General features: G+C 44.3%; 12 protein-coding genes. 1 reads left to right on the top strand and 11 read right to left on the bottom strand.

The features are described from left to right. Nucleotides 1-618: 618 nt before the first annotated feature. On the top strand, nucleotides 619-5,640 hold the full coding sequence (locus tag QUB35_RS23340) for a PAS domain S-box protein (RefSeq protein WP_333144078.1): 5,022 nt from the start codon (nucleotides 619-621) through the stop codon (nucleotides 5,638-5,640). 21 nt (nucleotides 5,641-5,661) lie between these two features. Here the strand turns inward: QUB35_RS23340 and QUB35_RS23335 are convergent, their stop codons facing one another. The 11 genes from QUB35_RS23335 to QUB35_RS23285 form a co-directional block, all read right to left on the bottom strand. Beyond that, the gene (locus tag QUB35_RS23335) at nucleotides 5,662-5,871 is read right to left on the bottom strand and encodes a hypothetical protein (protein ID WP_333144077.1); all 210 of its coding nucleotides are present in this window, start codon (nucleotides 5,869-5,871) and stop codon (nucleotides 5,662-5,664) included. A 293-nt stretch (nucleotides 5,872-6,164) separates the two neighbouring features. After that, nucleotides 6,165-7,826 (bottom strand): diguanylate cyclase domain-containing protein, encoded by a 1,662-nt coding sequence (locus QUB35_RS23330; protein WP_333144076.1) that lies wholly within the window; start codon nucleotides 7,824-7,826, stop codon nucleotides 6,165-6,167. A 128-nt stretch (nucleotides 7,827-7,954) separates the two neighbouring features. Next, nucleotides 7,955-8,407 carry a response regulator gene (locus QUB35_RS23325; RefSeq protein ID WP_333144075.1) on the bottom strand — a complete coding sequence of 151 codons (453 nt, stop codon included), beginning with the start codon at nucleotides 8,405-8,407 and terminating at the stop codon, nucleotides 7,955-7,957. Further along, nucleotides 8,404-8,574, bottom strand: coding sequence for a hypothetical protein (locus QUB35_RS23320; protein WP_333144074.1), 171 nt, complete (start codon nucleotides 8,572-8,574; stop codon nucleotides 8,404-8,406). The genes QUB35_RS23325 and QUB35_RS23320 overlap by 4 nt, the downstream gene beginning before the upstream one ends. 527 nt (nucleotides 8,575-9,101) lie before the next feature. Continuing rightward, nucleotides 9,102-11,009, bottom strand: a complete 1,908-nt coding sequence (locus tag QUB35_RS23315) for a PAS domain S-box protein (protein ID WP_333144073.1) — start codon at nucleotides 11,007-11,009, stop codon at nucleotides 9,102-9,104. Beyond that, nucleotides 11,010-12,950, bottom strand: a complete 1,941-nt coding sequence (locus QUB35_RS23310; protein ID WP_333144072.1) for a response regulator — start codon at nucleotides 12,948-12,950, stop codon at nucleotides 11,010-11,012. It lies immediately after the preceding gene. A gap of 339 nt (nucleotides 12,951-13,289) precedes the next feature. Further along, the gene (locus tag QUB35_RS23305; protein WP_333144071.1) at nucleotides 13,290-16,448 is read right to left on the bottom strand and encodes a PAS domain S-box protein; all 3,159 of its coding nucleotides are present in this window, start codon (nucleotides 16,446-16,448) and stop codon (nucleotides 13,290-13,292) included. Then, nucleotides 16,445-16,843 (bottom strand): response regulator, encoded by a 399-nt coding sequence (locus QUB35_RS23300; protein WP_333144070.1) that lies wholly within the window; start codon nucleotides 16,841-16,843, stop codon nucleotides 16,445-16,447. Before QUB35_RS23300 ends, QUB35_RS23305 begins: the two co-directional genes overlap by 4 nt. A gap of 60 nt (nucleotides 16,844-16,903) precedes the next feature. Further along, entirely contained in the window at nucleotides 16,904-19,447 is a 2,544-nt protein-coding gene (locus QUB35_RS23295; protein ID WP_333144069.1) for a CBS domain-containing protein, read from the bottom strand. Nucleotides 19,448-19,511: 64 nt separating this feature from the next. Beyond that, entirely contained in the window at nucleotides 19,512-19,856 is a 345-nt protein-coding gene (locus QUB35_RS23290) for an ATP-binding protein (protein ID WP_333144068.1), read from the bottom strand. 177 nt (nucleotides 19,857-20,033) lie between these two features. After that, on the bottom strand, nucleotides 20,034-20,233 hold a 200-nt coding region (locus tag QUB35_RS23285), incomplete at its 5' end, for a hypothetical protein (RefSeq protein WP_333144067.1).

Raw genomic sequence — 20,233 nt, 5'->3', positions numbered from 1 at the left:
AAGGCAACTTTAGGCAAGCTTTAAACGGCAATTTATAATCTAAAGTTTCCAAGGCTATCAGCAAGGCAAATCCTGATTACTCCGCACTCTTTTGAGTTGCCTCTTGCTATTCCCCTGCCAAAGGTTGTAAATTAAAAGAGAGTTGAGTTGCAATATTGGTAAGAGTATTATAGTTTTGGATCGCTAGGTTTGGGGCGAGGCGGAAAACTTGCAGCGAACAACTCAATTCTACAAATCTGCGGGGTCTGCAAGCACACAGCGCACTCTCGTGCGTGCGGTTCACAGGGCTGTTTCATTCTCAGAAAAACCAGGGTTTTGTAGGGGCGGTGCGACCCCTACTCCCCGTGCCCGCCCAGCCGATAGACGAGCGGGTAGGGGTTTTAGATATCGGGGCAACCGGGCGTGGGATTGCCCCTACAAGAGAATGAAACAGCCCTGGTGCGGTTCAAGTTCCCCAATCATCAGCTAGGTAGCTGCATCCGCTGCTGAGATTTTATAATTACTAAAAAATAGCAAAAGGATAGCAGTAAAAAAAAATGCCACTGTACGCAAGAACCAAACTGCGATACTCATCAGTCATTCCCAATCTCCAATCTCAAATCTAAAATATAAAATGGTATGACCTCTGTGTTTGAGTCAACTTTAACGCCTGGTTTAAAAATTCTTTTAGTAGAAGACTGTGCAGAAGATGCAGAACTCATTCAAGAACTGCTGTCTGAGGGCCAACTAGGACTATCAATTGATGTCACCAATGTAGTTCGCCTCCGGGAAGCGATTGAAATTTTAAGCGACAAAATTTTTGATGTAATTTTATTAGATCTTTCACTTCCTGACAGCCTAAAATTTAATACTTTTTTCCGACTGCAAGATTGCGGTATAAATATTCCGATCGTCATTCTGACAGCCGCAGATGACGAAGAACTGGCTGTCGAGTTAATTGCCGCCGGCGCCCAAGATTATTTGGTGAAAAGACAGGTAGACAGCCGGCTGCTGGTACGGACGCTTAGGTGCGCGATCGCCCGCCAGAAACGGCAAGCAGAATGGCAAAAAAGTCAACAAAAATACCAGCAGGTTGTTGGCAATATCAAAGAAGTAGTTTTTGAAACAAATACTGCGGGCCATTGGACTTTTCTAAATCCAGCTTGGACGGAAATTACCGGATTTACCGTTGATGAAAGCTTAGGAACTTCCTGTTTGAGTTACATTCATTCTGAGGATCAATACCAATATTTAAATTCGTTTAGAGGTCAGAAACCAAATCAAGAAACATCCTGTTGTTATCAAAGTCGATATATTACCAAAAATGGCGAAATTCGGTGGGTGGAAGTGCAAGAATTTTTTATGTTGGGCTGGGACGGCGCGCCACAGGGGACGACAGGAACTATCCACGATATTACGGATAAAATTTTAGCACTCTCCGAACTGGAAGCTAGTAAAAAGTTTTTGAATTATACGATAGATGCACTGGCTGATCCCATTTTTGTCAAGGACGAATATCACCGCTGGATACTGTTAAATAATGCTTTTTGCAAGCTGCTCGGCAAGCAGCGCGAGGAACTGCTGGGCAAGTCGGATTACGACTTTTTCCCAAAACAAGAAGCTGAGATTTTTTGGCAGAATGACGAACAAGTTTTTAGGACGGGGGAAGAAAACGAGAGCGAGGAAATATTTACGGACGGCAGCGGTGCAAAGCACATTTTGTCTACTAAAAAAACTGTCTTTGAAAATACCGATGGCAGTAAAATTCTCGTCGGGATAATTCGAGATATCACTCAGGAGAGGCGCCAACAATTAGCGCAGCAAGAAAGCGAGGCTAGACTGCGGCAGCTTGCTGCCAATTTGCCGGGAATAATTTATCAATTTCGCCTCTCAATCGACGGCAAAAAAAGTTTTCCTTACATTTCTTCTGGCAGTCGCGATTTATTTGAATTGGCACCAGAAAAGATTCAGCAGAATCCTCAACTCCTTTTTAGTTTTCTTCATCCAGATGACCGTCAAAAATTTGAAGAATCTCTTGCTGTTTCTGCGGCAAATATGCAGCCCTGGCAGCAGGAATGGCGCGCGATTGTACCGTCGGGAAAACTTAAGTGGATGCAAGGGGTTTCGTCGAAACCGGAACGAGTTGATTGTCCGACTGAAATAGGGCAGGAAGGGGATATAGTTTGGGAAGGCATGGTGCTGGATATTACTGATTTAAAACAGGCAGAAGCAGCTTTGCGGGAGAGCGAAGCCAGATTTCGATCGCTCGTTGAGAATATCCCCGGCGCTATCTGCCGCAGCTTGTACGATGCTGAGGGGACGATGGTATTTATTAGCGATGAAATTGAGGTAATTAGTGGGTATCCTGCTGGGGATTTTATTGGCAACAACGGCTTGAGTTTTGCGACAATTGTCCACGAGGCAGACAAGGAAATGGTCGATCGACAAATCAGCGCAGCCGTAGAGTCGAAACAGCCGTACAATCTAGAATACCGGATTGTTCGCGCTGACGGGGCGGTGCGGTGGATGTCGGAAAGAGGTAGGCCAACTTACAATATAGAAGGGCTAGTTTTGTGGCTCGACAGAGCGATTTTTGACATTACCGATCGCAAACAAGCCGAACTAACTCTGTGCCTGGTAACTCAAGCTGTAGACAGTGCTAGTGATGCGATCGCGATCGCCGATTTGGACGGTTATTCCATTTATCACAATCAAGCATTTATTCAGCGCTACGGCTATACAGTTGAGGAACTAAATAATGCCGGCGGCCCAGCAGTAATGTACCCCAAATCTCAAGATTTGAGAAAGTTATTTAGGGGGCTGCGGAAAGGTTTTTCCTGGGACAGTGAAATTGAAATCAAGAGTAAAAATGGCGATATCATAGAAACTTTCTTGCGAGCTAACTGCATTAAAGATAGCGCTAGTCAACCGATAGGAATGATAGCCATAATTGCCGACCTCACAGAACTAAAACGCACCGCATCGGCATTAAAACTCAGTCAAGAGCGATTGCAGTTGGCGGTTTCAGGCAGCTCTTTGGGGCTGTGGGATTGGAATATAGCTACTGGCGAAACTTATTTCGATTTTCATTGGAAATCAATGCTTGGCTACGCAGAAACCGAAATTGAAAACAACCTCAAAGGTTGGGAAAGTTTGCTGCATCCAGAAGACCGAGGGAAGGTAATGGAATGTTTAAATTCCTATTTGGAAGGTGAGACTGAGATTTATGAATTTGAATTTCGGATGCTCAACAAAGCGGGCAATTGGCAGTGGATTCTGGCAATGGGCAAGGTAGTCGAGTACGACGAATGGGGTGCGCCGTTGCGGATAACGGGCACTCACAAAGATATCAGCGCCCGCGTGGCAGCAGAAGCCGAAAAAACGCAGTTGATCGCATCTCTGCAACTACTTGCCGAACAGTTGCAAGCAGCGCAAAAAATAGCCCGCATCGGCAATTGGGAATTCGATAGGGAGGCAGGACTTATTACTTGGTCGGAAGAACTGTTTCGAGTTTATGGTCGAGAATTGAATCTGCCACCGACAATGGAAGAACTTTTAGAGCAAATTCATCCCGATGACAAAGAAAGGTTCGCAGAAGTTGTACAAAAAGCAGTGACTGAAGGAACAGCTTACGATATCGACCACCGCATCTATTTCCCATCAGGAGAAATTAGGCACGTTAACGCTAAAGGACAAGCTATTAAAAATGAGTTGGGTCAGGTGGTGCGGCTGTTTGGCACGGCAATGGACATTAGCCATCGCAAAAAAGCAGAAATTGCTTTACAAGAAAGCGAACAGCGATTTCGCGCTGTATTTGAACAAGCGGCGATTGGCATTGTTAAAGTGTGGCGCGACGGTCAATTTTTGAATGCAAATCAAGGGTTTTGCAATATTGTGGGATACTCAGAATTGGAGCTGAAATCGCGAAATGTTGGGGAGATTTCTCACCCCGAAGATGTAGCAGCAGATGCCGAGTCGCGCGACAGACTGTTAGCTGGGGAAATTTTTAATTATTCCCTTGAAAAACGCTTTATTCGCAAAAACGGTTCATTTGTTTGGACTAATATGACTGTATCTTTAGTGCGGGATGGGTTTGGGGAACCTAGCTATGTAATTGCTGTGATTGAAGATATTAGCTCTCGCAAACTTGCCGAGGCTATCTTGCGCCAGCAATTAAAGCGAGAACGCTTGGTGGTAGAGATGCTGGAACGCATTCGCTCTTCTCTCAATTTAAAAGAAATTTTGACAAAAGCTGTGGCTGAAGTACGGCAATTTTTGCAAACAGACAGGACAATAATTTATCGCTTTAATCCCGATAGGAGCGGTTTTGTAACTGTCGAGTCGGTGGGCCAAAAGTGGCGATCGATTCAGGGACTAACTATTAACGATCCCTGCTTTGAATACAGCTATGCTTCTGCTTACGAACACGGTCGCGCTGTACCTGTAGATGATATTTACAAAGCTGGTCTTTCCCAGTGCTACCTTAATTTATTAAGTCAATTTCAGGTGCGAGCTAATTTGGTAGTGCCGATTTTGCAAGGCGAGAAGTTGTGGGGGCTATTGATTGCCCACGAGTGCGCGGGCCCTCGCCAGTGGCTGGAAATTGAGGTCGAGTGTCTCAAACAAATTAGCGTGCAGTTGGCGATCGCGATCCAGCAATCAATGCTGTTTGAGCAAGCACAAAGTGAAATTGCCGATCGCAAACAAGCCGAGTCAGCTTTGCAGGAATCGGAAGCGCGAGAACGTTCAAAAGCGCTAGAGTTAGAAGCAGCTATTAACAAACTGCGAACGACTCAAGCTCAGCTCGTTCAAAATGAAAAAATGGTGAGCTTGGGTCAGTTAGTTGCTGGTGTTGCTCACGAAATTAATAATCCTGTTAGCTTTATTCACGGCAATCTCAATCCGGCTCGCAATTACACTTTAGATTTGCTGGAATTGATTAAAGTTTACCAGCATTACTGTCCTCATCCTCCCGCCCAAGTCTTGCAGAAAATTGAGGAAATAGACTTGGCTTATATTGCTGAGGATTTCCCGAAATTGTTTAATTCGATGCAAGTAGGAACCGAGCGAATTGTCGAAATCGTGAAATCGTTGCGTAATTTTTCCCGATTGGACGAGTCCGCAGGGAAGGCGGTTAACATTCACGAAGGAATTGATAGCACTTTGATGATTTTGCAAAATCGCTTAAAATCTCACAGCAGTCCAGGAGAAATTCTGATAGTTAAAGATTACCAAATCTTGCCACAAATTGAATGTTTTCCGGGCGAGTTGAATCAGGTATTTATGAATATTTTAATTAATGCGATCGATGCTTTGGAAGAACGGGACAAGCAGCGTTCGATCGAGGAGTGCGATCGACATCCCAGCACGATCGCTATTCGCAGTTATCAGGCGGCTGCCGACTTCGTAGCGGTATCGATTGCCGACAACGGGCAGGGGATACCGGAGTCAGTGCGATCGAGGCTGTTTGACCCGTTTTTCACGACTAAACCTGTGGGCAAGGGTACGGGTTTGGGATTGTCGATTTCTCACTCGATTATAGTCGATCGCCACGGTGGCAGATTGAGTTGTATTTCGACACCGGGAGAGGGCGCGGAGTTTTTGATTGAAATTCCAGTGCGGCCGAATTTAACTGGTAGGAATTCAAATTTGGGGCAATAATTAGCAATTGGTAATTGGAAATTAGGAAGCGGAAATGGTTACTATCTCACATCTTGCACGATTCTCAAGAACAGGCTTTTCGGCCTGTTCCACAAAGAGTGAATTTTCTTGTGGAACAGGCCGAAAAGCCTGTTCCTCAACAAGTAATTGAGAAGGGTGCAACATCTCAGTAATATCAAATGCGGAAATGGGTAATATCTCAGCTCTTGCACCCTTCAAAATAACAGGCAAGATGCCTGTTCCACAAAGAGTGAATTTTCTCGTGGAACAGGCCGAAAAGCCTGTTCCTCAACAAGTAATTGAGAAGGGTGCAACATCTCAGTAATATCAAATACCGTTGTGAGTGAAAAATCAAACACGATATTACAAATTACCAATTATATCAAATCCGTTAGCATCGGAATAGTAAATTCGATTTCACTGTTGACAGTCAACAGTCAACAGTCAACAGTCAACAGTCAACAGTCAACAGTCAACAGTCAACATCATTCTGGTGTTACCGGAAATGATATTACCTTCAACTTTTACATAAAAATCGGGGCAGATTCCGAGTTACTCCTGGCGTGACAAATGCGATTTTTGCCTTCGCTTTTGGCTTGAAAAAGGGCGCTGTCAGCGCTGTGAATTAGGGTGGTGGGAGATTCCTGGGCAGAAGGAATCGCTGTCGCAATGCCACAACTGAGGGTAACGTAGGGGCCGATCGACGATCGCGCGTGGGGCAGTTTCAAGCAGGCGATGCCGTCGCAAATTTTCCGGGCGACAGCGTTTGCCCCTTGGGCGCTGGTGTTGGGCAGCACTAGGGCAAATTCTTCGCCACCGTAGCGGGCAGTCAAATCCCCAGCCCGGTTGGTGGCGCTGGCGATCGCCCCGGCAACTTGGCGCAAACAATCGTCCCCGCCGAGATGCCCATAAAACTCGTTGTAAAGTTTAAAAAAGTCGATGTCAAACATAATTAAAGACAGTGGCAGTTCCTCTCTTGCCAATCTGCGCCACTCTAAGCTCAAAATGCGATCGAACTGGCGGCGATTGGCAATGCCAGTCAGTCCGTCAGTAGTTGCCAGTTGCTGCAATTTTTGATTGGCTATTGCTAGCTTGCGGTAAAGTTGAGATTGTTCGATCGCGATCGCCACTTGATTTGCCAAGTGCTCTAAAAAATCTATTTCCCACTGCTGCCATTCCCTGACACCGTAGCAATTGTATGCTGTCAGCATTCCCCACAAACTATGGCCATTTTCTGCGATCGAATCCGGCAAATTTTTACTGTGCGCCTGCGGTTTGCCACTCGCCTGGTTCCCGATATAATTTTCCGCTGCATCTTGATTGTTCTCGACTTCCCAAACCGTGGCTTCTTGTGTTTCTTTTGCCGTTTCCCAGTCGCCTGATTGCCAAATTGGTACGCTTATAACTGCTGCAATTTCACAATCTGTCAACAATTCTTTGCAACTGCCAGCCAAGGGGGCAGTGCTGACATCTGCTATTGCTTGTACCGACTGGGATTCGACTAAAATAAAGCAGGATACCGCCAAAGCAGCACTAATATTTTGGTTTTCAATATCACCTTCTGGCAAACCGTCACCTGCGACGATCGCACCTTTGTGCTCTTCCCCGTCCAATTGAGACACCCAATCCTGACAGCGATAAATTAAAACGCGGTCTGTTTGGAGAAATTGTCGCACATCTGCAACGGTATTTTGGAGAATGCTTGCCGGATCTATTGACGATCGAATATGTTCGATCATTTTCCCCAACAGGCGCTGTCGGAGAGCCTGCTGCCGCAATTGTTCTTCGATTTGCTGGCGTTCGATCGCGTAATGGATTGCCCGCACCAGCAGAGTTCTGTGAAATCTTCCCTTTACCAAACAATCTTGAGCGCCCCAGCGCAATACTGACCGGGCCATATTTTCATCGCTGATATCTGTCAGCACCACAATTGGCAATGTGGGCCATCGCCCTTTCAAAACTGCGAGATCCTCGCTTCCCCTCAAGCTGTCTGACACTGACAAATCTAATAGTACGGCGTCAAACTTGTCTACTTCCAGACGCCCAACTCCTATCTCCAGAGACTTAACAGTTTGGAGCAGAAATAGAGACTCGCTGAATGACCCTAGAAGGTCTTCGATCATTGTCGGAGCTCCGAGGTCATCCTCAACCAACAAAATTTTCAGACATTGGTGACGTGTTAACACAACTATAGCCTTCGGAGCGCGTCGAAAGCAACTTTTTTGTTTTGATAGCGATACTTGCGATCGGCCAATATTTCGGCCGATCAAATTCACTATACACTCAAACTAGGCATTTAGCGCTCCATTAATGCTTACATATCCGGCGGGAGTGAAACGATCTCAAACCAATATTCACATAAAGTCTTCATTACTTCAAGCAAGCCTTCAAAAGTTACTGGTTTGGATATGAAAGAATTGGCTCCCAAGCGGTAGCAAAGCAAGATATCTCCTCTGCAGTGGGAAGTTGTGAGCATTACAACCGGAATTTGTTGCAAATGGGGGTCAGATCTGATCGAAGTTAGTGTTTCTCGCCCGTCCAGCCTCGGCATATTCAGATCCAAAAGGATCAAGTCTGGCTGATGCCAATTGCTGCTACCAAGATATTGACCGCGACGGTATAAGTAGTCTAGGACTTGTTCTCCATTTTCCACAAATTCGCTCGTAATTGCTAATCGAACTTCTCGCAGTGCTTCCTCCACCAAAAAGCGCGTGTCCTCGTCATCGTTTGCTATTAAAAGAGTAAATTTTTTCTTTTGATAATTCACGGCTTTGCCTCACTAGGAACGTCTTTTATGAGGTTGCGGGACTTTGAGCCGTGTCTGATTACCTGCAAAGAATCTCTTGCCATCATCCGGTAAATTGGGCTGAGGACACTGAAATTGTGTTGCAGCCATTTACCGTTTTTCTCCATTTGCAAAGGTTTGCGAATCATGCTTGTTTCACTTGGCAGTCTGTCCCAGAACCGGCAAACTGCAAACACATCACAAATCCTTCTCCGCGAACTACTAGGGAAACTATTGCATCCCAAAGCAAGATGCTCTGGATACAGTTGAAAAAAATTAACAAGTCTTGCGCGCACCGCTGATTTATAAGTTGTATAAGGATAGAGCTAATAGATTTATGTTGATAGATTTTTAGCTCGATGTCATCAGTGAATATGCTACACTTTATAAGCATTTTTGTAAAGAACAGATAAAGATATTTAAAGCTTAAGTAAAGGACGGGTGACAATCAAGCAATTTGCTGACAAGCCCCCGGATTCATCCGTGGAGCGAGAAACAAGCTCCGAATCCTGATCGCAAGCCCCCGGATTTATCAGTGGGGTCGCTTTCTTCAAATCTCAAATCTCAAATCTCAAATCTCAAATCTCAAATCGATATCACCAGCCCCCGGATTTATCAGTGGGGTCGCTTTCTTCAATTCTAAAATCTAAAATCTAAAATCTAAAATCGATTGACTTTACTTTGATATAGGAATAGAAAAATAAAAAGTCGAGCCTCGATTGGGTTCTGATTCTACCCAAAGGCTGCCGCCGTGCCGATCGATAATTCTTTGACAAATCGCTAAACCGATACCAGTTCCCGAATACTGTTTTTGGGTGTGCAAGCGCTGAAAAATCTGAAAAATTCGCGGATGGTACTGTGAGGCAATCCCAATACCATTATCCTGCACTGAAAACACCCAGCTATCCTCCTGACACGAAGCGTCCACCTGCACCACCGGCGCCTCACTGCTGCGGTACTTAATGGCGTTACCAATTAAATTTTGAAACAGTTGCAGCAGTTGAAAACTGTCACCTTTTACCCTGGGCAAATCCCCCCTAGTAACAGAAGCTTGATTCTCGCGGATGGCCAACTGCAAATTAGCGCAAGCATCCTCAAAAACCCGATTGCAATCTATCACATCAAAAGGTTTCTCACTGCGACCTACCCGCGAATACTCCAGCAAGTCATCAATCAGCCCCTGCATCCGCCCGCAAGAGTTAACAATATTGCGGATAAATTTATTCCCTTGGGCATCAAGTTGGTTGTGACAGCGCTTTTCTAATAGTTGAGCGTAGCCGACAATCGTACTCAAAGGCGCTTGCAAATCGTGAGAAGCCACGTAAGCAAACTGTTCTAGTTCGGCATTAGAACGAGTTAATTCTTGAGCGTAGCGGGTTTGAGTGTCTAAACTCTCTTGCAGCAATTCTTGTGCCAGCTTGCGTTCGGAAATATCCTCGATCGCACAAATCAAATACTGCAGCGTCCCCTTGACATCGCGCATTGCCGAAACAGTAACATTTGCCCAGCGCACTGCGTCATCTTTGCATACCAAACGCTTTTCCACAGAAAAAGTTTGAATCTTCCCGGATAACAGCGAGCGCAGGTATTCTCTGTCCGCTTCTCTGTCATCCGGGTGAGTAATTGCCTGCCAATTTTGCTGTAACAATTCCGATTCTGCATAGCGGACTATTTGACAAAAGCCGGGATTTACCCGTATAAATTTACCACAAAGTGCGGTTTTAGCTATGCCGACTGCTGCTTGCTCGAATATCGCGCGGAAGCGTTCTTCGCTGTCTCGTAGGGCAATTTCTGCTCGTTTGCGCTCGGTGATGTTACGAAATGTTACTGCCAGACCATCGTTTAATTTTACCGCCACAATGTGCAGCCAAACAATTGTATCTCGCTCCTGTTCGTAATAAATTTCTTGGTCTACAGTTTCTCCTGTTTCTACTACAGAAACATACAAATCAAATAACCCGTTATTGCTAACTTGGGAAACTTGGGATAACAAATTCTTGCCAACTATGTCATTGAATAGCAGCCCATAAAATTTTTCGGCGGCAGGGTTGATCAAGAGCCACTGGAAATCTACAATATTTCCCTCACTGTCGCGGACAGCCGAATAAGCCACCACACAGTCTAAGGAACTATTTAATATGCTAGCAAGCAGCGACTGTGACTGTTGCAGTTGATAATTTTGCTCTTTTAATTGCTGTTGCAGTTTTTGCAAGCGGACTTGCTTGTCGATGCGCGCTAAAACTTCTTCTACTTGAAATGGTTTAGTAATATAGTCGGCGCCTCCTACTCGAAAAGCTTGTAATTTATCATTCATTTCATCTAAGACGCTTAAAAAAATTACCGGAATTTGTTCGGTTTCTGGTGTCGCTTTCAGTCTCCGACAAACTTCATAACCGTTCATTTCCGGCATTCTAATGTCGAGCAAAATTAAATCCGGGCAATGGGCGATCGCAACATGCAACGCCAGTGGCCCGCAAATAGCTCGGTAAACTTGATACCCCTGGGATGTTAGCAGTTTGGATAAGAACCGCAGATTGCTTGGTTGGTCATCAACCACCAATACTTTAATTTCGCTATTATCCATTTATTTTAAACTCGATTGAGTTAAATCCATTATCTTGTCGAGTCGGTAATCGGCAAGCAAATCTTTTAAAGCCTCAGCTAAAATTGGATGACTTTCCCAGATGCGATCGACAAGTTGAATCGCTAGCTCTTCATTAACATCATTAGCGGCGTCGTAGAGTTCCTGCACCCAGCTTTGAGGCATCTGAGCCAGCAGCCCTCCGAAAAATGAATCGGGTTTTTCCTTCACACAATAACGCCGTAAAGCCCCGACTGGGAGCTGGGGCAACTCTTGATAAAGATAGCGCACTCCCAAATAGCAAGCCATCTTATCAAAGAGGATTTGTTCTTGAAAAGGTTTTCGCACAAAATCGTCGCAACCTGCGGCGATAATTTCGTCTTTTCTTTCCTCAAAAGTGCTAGCAGTCAGAGCAATAATTACAGTTTTCCACTGAGTTTGTTTCTCTTTATATCTAATTCGTTGGACAGCTTCAAAACCGTCCATTACTGGCATTCGCGTATCCAGCCAAATTAAATGAGGCTGCCAACTTTCCCAAAGTTCAACAGCTTGGTAGCCATTTTCCGCTTCTCGGACTTCAAAACCAATTGGTTGTAACATTTTAAGCAGCAGCAGCCGATTGTCTGGATTGTCGTCTACTGCTAAAATCCGATAAATTGGTTGATCTGCTTCTAGTCCGATCACCCGCTGCAATGTCGCCACTGTTATTTCAGACGAAATAGCGGCAAATACTCGGATATTAAATTTAAAACTGCTTCCCTCACCTACAACACTTTTGGCCCTAATATCCCCGCCCATTATCTGCACGTATTTTTTAGTAATTGTCAAACCCAATCCCGTACCATCAGCCGCTTTTCTCCCGGCTTGTGTTTGCACGAAAGCCTCAAATAAAGTATCAAATTCTGCTGTTGCAATGCCAATTCCCGTGTCTTCAACTTCAAACAAAATTAACAATGGTTCGAGCGACGTATAGTTAGGATAACTTCCCGATTCTACCGACTGCGGCTGGTTGCTTTCCACGCTCACGCGCAGCCAAATACTGCCCCCCTCGGGAGTGAATTTCATGGCATTTCCCAGCAGGTTAATTAAGCAGACGCGCAGCTTTTTTTCGTCAGTTTTTATATATTGGGGAACATTAGCCTCGACGGAAAATCTCAGTTGCATTTTTTTTGTTTCAGCTTTGATTTGAAACATTTCTTCGAGAGTGTCGAGGAGTAGATAAAGGTCAAAGCTGCGTTCATCTAAGGCAATTATCCCTGCTTCTATTTTCGACAAGTCTAAAACATCGTTAATTAGTTCCAGCAAATGTTGACCGCTGCGGTTAATAATTCGGAGATTTTCGAGATTTTCGTGGCTGAGCAAAGAGTCGCGGCTCATGACTTGGGTAAAACCCAGGATGGCGTTCAGGGGAGTCCGCAATTCGTGGCTCATGTTGGCAACGAATTGACTTTTTGCGAGGGATGCAGCGGCCGCTGCTTCTTCGGCTTTTTTGCGTTCTATTATTTCTTCTTGCAGTTCTTTATTGCGATCGATTAATTGTTTTTTCAGTCTTTGGATAGTCAGTTGGTGTTCGATTCGCGCTAAAACTTCTGCTACATGAAACGGTTTTGTGACATAATCTACCGCTCCCACTTGAAATGCGGTTAATTTGTCCAATACCTCATCTAAAGCGCTGATAAAAATAACGGGAATTTCTGATGTCTTCGGATCTGCCTGGAGCTGCGTGCAGACTTCGTAGCCGTCCATTTCCGGCATTTTGATGTCCAGCAAAATCAAATCTGGAGAACCAGATCGCGCGGCTCTGATTGCCATTTTGCCGCTAATTACGCCGCGGACTTTGTAGCCCCGATCGCACAGCGTTGCTGATAAAACTTGCAAATTTTCGGGAGTATCGTCAACAATTAATATGTTGCCTTTATTTTCTTCTCTGTGATTGTTGGTCATCGCTGGTTATTTTTTGTTAATTTAAGAAGTGTTGAAATGCTGAAAACTGGTTAAAAAGTCATTATAGCACTCCATCCTCAATCAACTCATTTTATATTTACACAACTTATCCTAGTTAAGATTTGAGATGGGAGATTAAAGGGGCTCATCTCATTTTGGCAGCTAAGCTAGAAATTGGAGTTTTGAGGCCCGAAGCTGCGGGGCAGGAGGCAGGAGGAAAGAGGCAGAAGGAAGGAGCCAGAAGAAGTATTTTTACAAATATGAGATGCTCCCTAGACGATCGCCCTACATCATCAATAATCCTGAACCTGCCCCTATTATCCCTTCTTCTTTCATCCTTCAACAATTTCTAAACTCCTCAATCAAATCGATAATCCGATCGCACCGGAAGTTATTCGCCAAATCAGCGATCGCGCTGCCGAAACTAGCATTAATAGGAGGGATCGACAACAACAGCCGAAAAATCTCCTCGTTATCAACCGCATCGGCCGCAGAATACAATTGATCAACCCATTCAGCAGGCATCGCTTCCAAAAATGAAGTATTGAGCGTAAAAGGCAAATCAGCCGTTTCAGTTGCCGTGGAAACCTCGGCGGACACCGCAGCATCATAACTTAGCGAAGCTTCTCGATCGTAAACATAGCGGACTCCCAGATACTTAGCCATCTTTTCCAGAATCACTTGCTCCCGAAAAGGCTTCGCTACAAAATCATCGCAACCAGCAGACAAAATCACCGATCGCTCTTCATCAAAAGCACTTGCAGTCAGAGCAATAATCACCGTTACTTGACCTTTCAAATGCGCTTTAATCTGTTTAGTAGCTTCGTAACCGTCCATCACCGGCATCCGCATATCCATCCAAATCAAATGAGGTTCCCAACTCGACCACATTTCCACAGCTTGAACGCCATTTTCAGCTTCCTGCACCGCAAAGCCTAGCGATGTCAGCATTCTGACCAACAGCAAGCGGCTTTCCAGGCGATCGTCAACAACTAAAATCCGGTATTCTGGCTGTCCTGGTTCGAGACCGACCACTCGGCTAGCTGTTTGAGCCACCTGAATTTCCATTTCATTAGGGAGCGAAACTTTAACATCAAATCTAAAAATGCTGCCGCGACCGGGGGTGCTTGTTACCGTCATCTTCCCTCCCATTAACTTAACGAACTGCTTGCTGATTGGCAAGCCCAAACCTGTTCCTTCTTGAGCTTTTTTTCCGCTTTCAGTTTGCGCGAAAGGTTTAAATAAATTGTCCATTTCTGCCGCAGAAATTCCTGAACCAGTGTCTTCCACTTCAAATAGCAAACAGCAACAGTCAATTGGCGGCATCTCTCCATGAGTTTTAGTTTTCAACAACTCATGTTTGATTCTCAAATTAACACCACCTTCGGTCGTAAACTTAATAGCATTTCCCACTACATTGATCAATACTTGTCGCAACTTGCTTTCGTCACTTTCTATATATTGAGGTAGGTCGGCTGGGCAATCAAAAATTAACTGCAACCCTTTTTTTTCGGCTTGCAGCTTCAGCATATTTTCAGTATTTTTTAGCAGTTTGTGCAAGTCGAAGGTGCTGTTATTAAGTGTCACCAGCCCGACTTCAATTTTTGACATTTGCAAAATATTGTTGATCAGAACGAGCAAATGTTCCCCGCTCTGGGTAATAATTCCTAAGTATTGCTGTTGGTCGGCACCGAGGTCTGGGTCGCGGGCTAGCAGTTGGCTGAAACCGAGAATTGCGTTGAGGGGAGTTCGCAATTCGTGGCTCATATTCGAGAGAAATTCGCTTTTTGCCCTGTTCGCTCTGTCGGCTTCTTCTTTGGCTTTTTGCAGGACTATTTCAGCTTGTTTGCGTTCGGTAATATCGCTAGCAGTGCCTGTTGTGCCGATGATATTTCCTTCAGCGTCCATGCGCGCGATCGCCTTGGTAGTTACATCAATCTTTCTGCCGTCTTTTCCTAATACTATATTTTCGTACTGAAACACAGTTTTTCCTGTCAGTAAGCGCTGCTGAAGTTCCCATTTCCAGTCTATCTCTCCTGGAGCTAAAAAATCGCTAAAAGAACAGCCAAGCATTTCTTCAGGCTCGTAACCGTATATTTGTTTAACTGCTTGGTTCACAAAAGTAATGTGGCCTTGATCATTGCAAGACCAAATAATATCTTGGGAAGTTTCAACTAAATGACGGTATTTTTCTTCGCTCTCTGCTAGGGCTAGTTCTGCCAGCTTGCGTGGGGTAATGTCCATCAAAGTTGTGAATAGTTTTGTCACTTGCCCTTGTTGGTTGACAACTACTTCTCCTCTGGCTTCGATGTAGCGGATGAAGCCGCCTTCACTTATTTGTGACGGGGAATTATCGGCAGCAATTTTCGGTTCCGGCCGCAGAATTCGATATTCCAAAGTGTAAGATTGCCCGCTAGCAATAGCAGCGTCGATCGTTGTTTGCCACTTTTGTCTATCGTCGGGATGCACGTATTGCGAAAACTCAGTTAGTGTTGGCGCAGGCTGAGTTGGCTCAATCCCAAAAATCCGAGATAACTCTTGCGACCAAGTAGTTGTGTTGGTCGATAAATCGCATTCCCAATTACCGACACGGGCGATTCTTTGCGCTGCTGCTAAAGAAGCCGCTACTGATCGGAGTTTTTCTTCGGCTAATTTGCGATCGCTAATATCTTGAATCACAGAAATCACGCAGGTTTCGCCATGAATGTCAATGATTTCTGCTGACAGTAGCCCGGTTCTGAGTTCCCCTATTTTAGTGCGAAAATCAAATTCGTAGTTGAGAATAATTTGTTTTTCATCTAACATTTTACACAACTCAGCGCGGGCTTGTATATTTTCCCAAAGATTCAAATCAATCGCCGTGCGATCGAGAATTTCTGCGGCAGAATAACCGATTGTCTGGCAAAAAGCCTCATTAATTTCTAAATAACGACCGTCATTAAATCTGGTAATAGTAATCGGGTTGGGAGACGAACGAAAAGCTTTAGCAAACTTTTCCTCAGACAAGCGTAGTTGTGCAGTCCGCTCCTCGACTAAAGTTTCCAATTCTTGATTTAGCTTTTGGAGTTGAGCATTTTGTTCCGCTAATTGCTTCTCCATAAAATAGCTATTGATGGCTTCTTTTACCGTCAACTTCAAGTCTTCTGACTGCCAAGGCTTCGATATATATCGGTACAATTTAGCATATTTAATCGTATTCGCCACTGCTTCGAGGTCTGCTTGCCCCGTCAGCATAATTTTGATAGTTTTTGGGGAAATTCTGTGAATTTGCTTCAGCAATTCGTCCCCTTTGATATTCGGCATCAGATAATCGCAAATTACTGCTACGATTTCGCAGCCATCAGCCAGTAATTCCTCGATTAACTCTAAAGCATCTTCGCCGCCTTCAGCGGTTTCTAATAAATGTTCTTCCCCCAGGGTTTTTTTTAACTCAATTTTCAAACTTTCAAGAATTATCGGTTCGTCATCCACGCAAATAATCACAGGTTTATGGTTCATATTTTTTTTAACCCAGATTTTATTGTTTCTACTAATTCTTGGCGTTCCCACGGCTTGTACAAACAACGGTGCAAGTTTGCTTGCTCTTTCACCCGTGCTATTGCTACTTCGTTTGCTTGCCCGCTCAGCATGACCTTCACAATTTTAGGATATTTTTGGTGAACCATAATCAAAAAATCATCTCCTTTAATCCCTGGCATTAACCAGTCAGATACTATGACCAAAATATCACTTTCATCTTCTTTCTGAATTTCCTCCAGAATTTCCATAGCTTCATCTGCGTTTTCTGCTACTTCATAGAGGTAAGCATCCCCAAATTCTTTTTTAAGCTGAATTTTTAAACTATTTAAGACCACAACTTCATCGTCAACGCACAAAATTACTGGTTTCAGCATAAAATTTTACTTCTATTAAATTTTAAGAATGGGTGCATTTACCTATTTTTTTTATGGCTATCAAGGAATTTCGATGGGCAAGGAGATAGTAAATTTTGTTTGACCAGGCACGCTTTCTACTTGCATCTCACCTTGGTGTTTGTCCAGAATTTTTTGAACTATATCTAATCCCAAACCGCTGCCTTCCCCTGGAGGTTTAGTTGTGAAAAAGGGATCAAAAATTCTCGGCATAATCTCTGGAGGAATGCCGGGGCCACTGTCGGTAATACTGACTGATATTGCGTTCGCTTGGCATTTGACATCAATTTGTAACACTCCTTTGTTGCCCATCGCTTGTAAAGCATTGTGAACCAAATTTGTCCAAACTTGATTGAGTTCATCAGGATAGCATAGCACCGGGGGCAAATTAGTACCATAGTTTCTGACGACTTCCACACCGTGTTTGATTTGGTAGTTGTAAAGCGTTAGAACAGTATCAATACCGTCGGTAATATTAGCGATTACTTTGGAACCCCACTGGTCGTAACGAGAGTAGCTTTTCAAAGCAAAAACGATTTTGGCTGCCCTATCTGTGGCAGTAGCAATATTTCTAGTGCTTTTTTGTACTGTAGCAAATTGGTATGCGGTTTCTACAATATTTCGGCTTTGGCTGTCTTTCAACAAAGGTAAAAAAGGTTCTACATTATTGCCGATGCCGATATCTAATAAAGTACAGGCAAGACTGGCAGCGTCGTCAATGTTTTCTGATTCTAATTGCCCTTGCAAAAGTTTTTTTAACTGACGTTTTTCTTTACTAGATAAGGTATCTGTTTCTTGGCTGGACTGGTGTAGCAAAGCAAAGAAATCCTGCCGCCGCTCCGGGGATAGTTGTTGAAAAAATATCGGCAACTGCTGCAATTGTTCGGTCCAGAAGTCGGCGATGTTCTGCACAGAAGAGCGAATCGCCCCTAAAGGAGAATTGATTTCATGAGCAACTCCGGCAATTAACTGTCCGAGGGCTGCCATTTTTTCTGATTGAATGAGTTCTTTTTGAGTCCGCTTCAGTTCTTCTAAGGTATGAGATAATTCTGCATTTTTTTTGCACAGCGCTGACTCGGCTATTTTGCGGGAGTTGATGTTGCGGGCAACCCAAATGACTCCATCTTTTGAGAACAGGGAAATGCAGGCGGAAAACCAAATTTCGCGACCACAAACTGTTAAGCTGTAGTCAAAATTGAGTGTTTGTTGTGTTTCTAACACTTGCTGAACTAACACCCACCAATCATCCGGGTTGTCGTCGTCAAAAAAATGTTCTATGGTCAAGCTGACTATATCACAATCAGGCTCAGAAGCCGCTGCCACATTCGTTGGCAAAACTTCTATGTTCCGCTGACTGTCTAGCACGAGAACGATGTCGGTCATCGCTTCAAAAACGGCGCGGACTTTCTTTTCAGAAAAGTGCAATTTTTCTTCGAGCAATTTGCGATCGCTAATTTGTTGCTGCAATTCTTCGTTACTGGCTGCTAGTTGAACCGTGCGGTCTAGAACTCGCTGTTCGAGTTCGGTGTTGAGGCGGCGAACTTCATCTTCAGCGGTGGTGCGGTCTTGTATTTCCTTTTTTAACTGACTGTTGGCATTAATTAATTCTAAAGTTCGCTGTTTAATTTGTTCTTCCAAGTTATCATTTAAAATCAGCAATCTTTCCTCTACTTCTCTTCTCCGCAACGCTTCTTTTTGCAATTGTTCGTTCATTTTGTTCAACTCCTGAATTTTGTCGGCAAGTGTTTCCTGCAAAAGCTCGACATTTGCGTGCATTTCTACCGGATCTAAGACCTGCTGCAGGCTACTTTCAGTCACAATTCCGGCTAAATATCCTTCCTCGTCCACCACCACCAAGCGCCGGATGCCGTGCTGCTGCATTAACTGGTGAGCCTGCCACAAGGTGGCTTTTACCTGCAACGGTATCAGCGGAAAACTCATCGCGGCGGTGACGGGAGTATCTGCGAAATCTAGTCCAGAAGCTTGGAATTTAACAATGTCGCGTTCTGTAATTATGCCCACAGGTTTCTGATTTTGGTTGTCGCTGTCCGTGCAAATGACTATGCAGCTTTTCCGGTGGGTTCTCATCTGTTTTGCGACTTCTAAAACTGAGGCGCTGCTTGAGGTAACTATTAATTGTGTAGTCATAATTTCTTGGACGCGCCACATTTTCAGCACATCTGCCGGTTTGAGGATTTGACGGATGCTTTCGCAGGTGATAGCGCCTAGCAAGTTGCCACCTTCGTCTAGGAGGGGTAAATGACGGATTCTTTTCGATCGCAATATGCTCAATACCTTCAAGATATTCCCCGCTTGATCGAGGTTCAGGGCGATCGGGTTTTCAGTCATCACCTCAGAAATTGCCACCCCTGCTAGCGAAATACCGCTAGCAGTTATTTTCACAACATCGCCTTCTGTAAAAATTCCGAGCAATTGCTGCTCAAACGCGATTAAAATGCAACTGGCACTCGCCTCAGTCATGGCAGCAATTGCGACTTTCAAGGGTGTGTCTGGAGGCAGCACAGGTAGTTTGGGGTCGATCGCCTGTTCTAGCAAGCTTTGGGTATCAGAAACTGTTGTTGACATGGGCCAATCAAGGGGGATAGATGCAGGCGGAACCGGGACTTAATACCATTTTAGATTTCCGATTTTACAGTCGCGACACGCTAACCGCAATCGAGATTTGACATCGGTCTAGAGTTGCATTTTTATTTAGTCGCGCATTGGTATGATTTTTAGTGCGATCGCCCTTGATGGCGATCGAAATTGACACAATACACGTCCTTTGACCGATAACTGATGTTACTTCTATTTTACCCGAATGTTTTTCCACACTTTTTTTAACAATCTCCCGTCCCAATCCGCTGCCTTCGTCGGCGGGTTTTCTGGTAAAGAACGGATCGAATATTCGGGGCCAAATTTCCGGGTAATTCAGTTGCCACTGACGAGCAGGCTCTGATTTTCTGCTCTCACCTCTACTTTTAAAACTCGGCAATTCTCTATCGCTTGTAAAGCATTGTGCATCAGATTTATCGAAACTTGTTTGAGTTCGTCTGCCTCAGACAACAATTTAGGCAGTGGAGCTTGATAATTTCTGACAATTTCTACTCTGTGTTTTAGTTTTTTTAATCAAAACTTAATATAGTTTTAAGGCTGTCAGTAATATTGGCAATTACTTTTCTTCCCTACAGTTAGAGCGAAAATATTTATTTTTCATCAAAAATAACTTTTGCGGCTCTATGTGTAGCAGATGCTCTTTTTGGCAAGCTGTGAATAAATGGCAGAGACTATCTGCCTGACCGAAAGCATCCAGGATACAAGCCCCCGGATTCATTCCGAAAGCAGACTCAGGACCGGTGAAATAAAAAACCT

Source organism: Microcoleus sp. B13-B6, from assembly GCF_036705405.1.
GTDB lineage: Bacteria > Cyanobacteriota > Cyanobacteriia > Cyanobacteriales > Microcoleaceae > Microcoleus.
The sequence above is the reverse complement of the archived record's forward strand: the minus strand, read 5'-3'. Positions and strand labels throughout refer to the sequence as shown.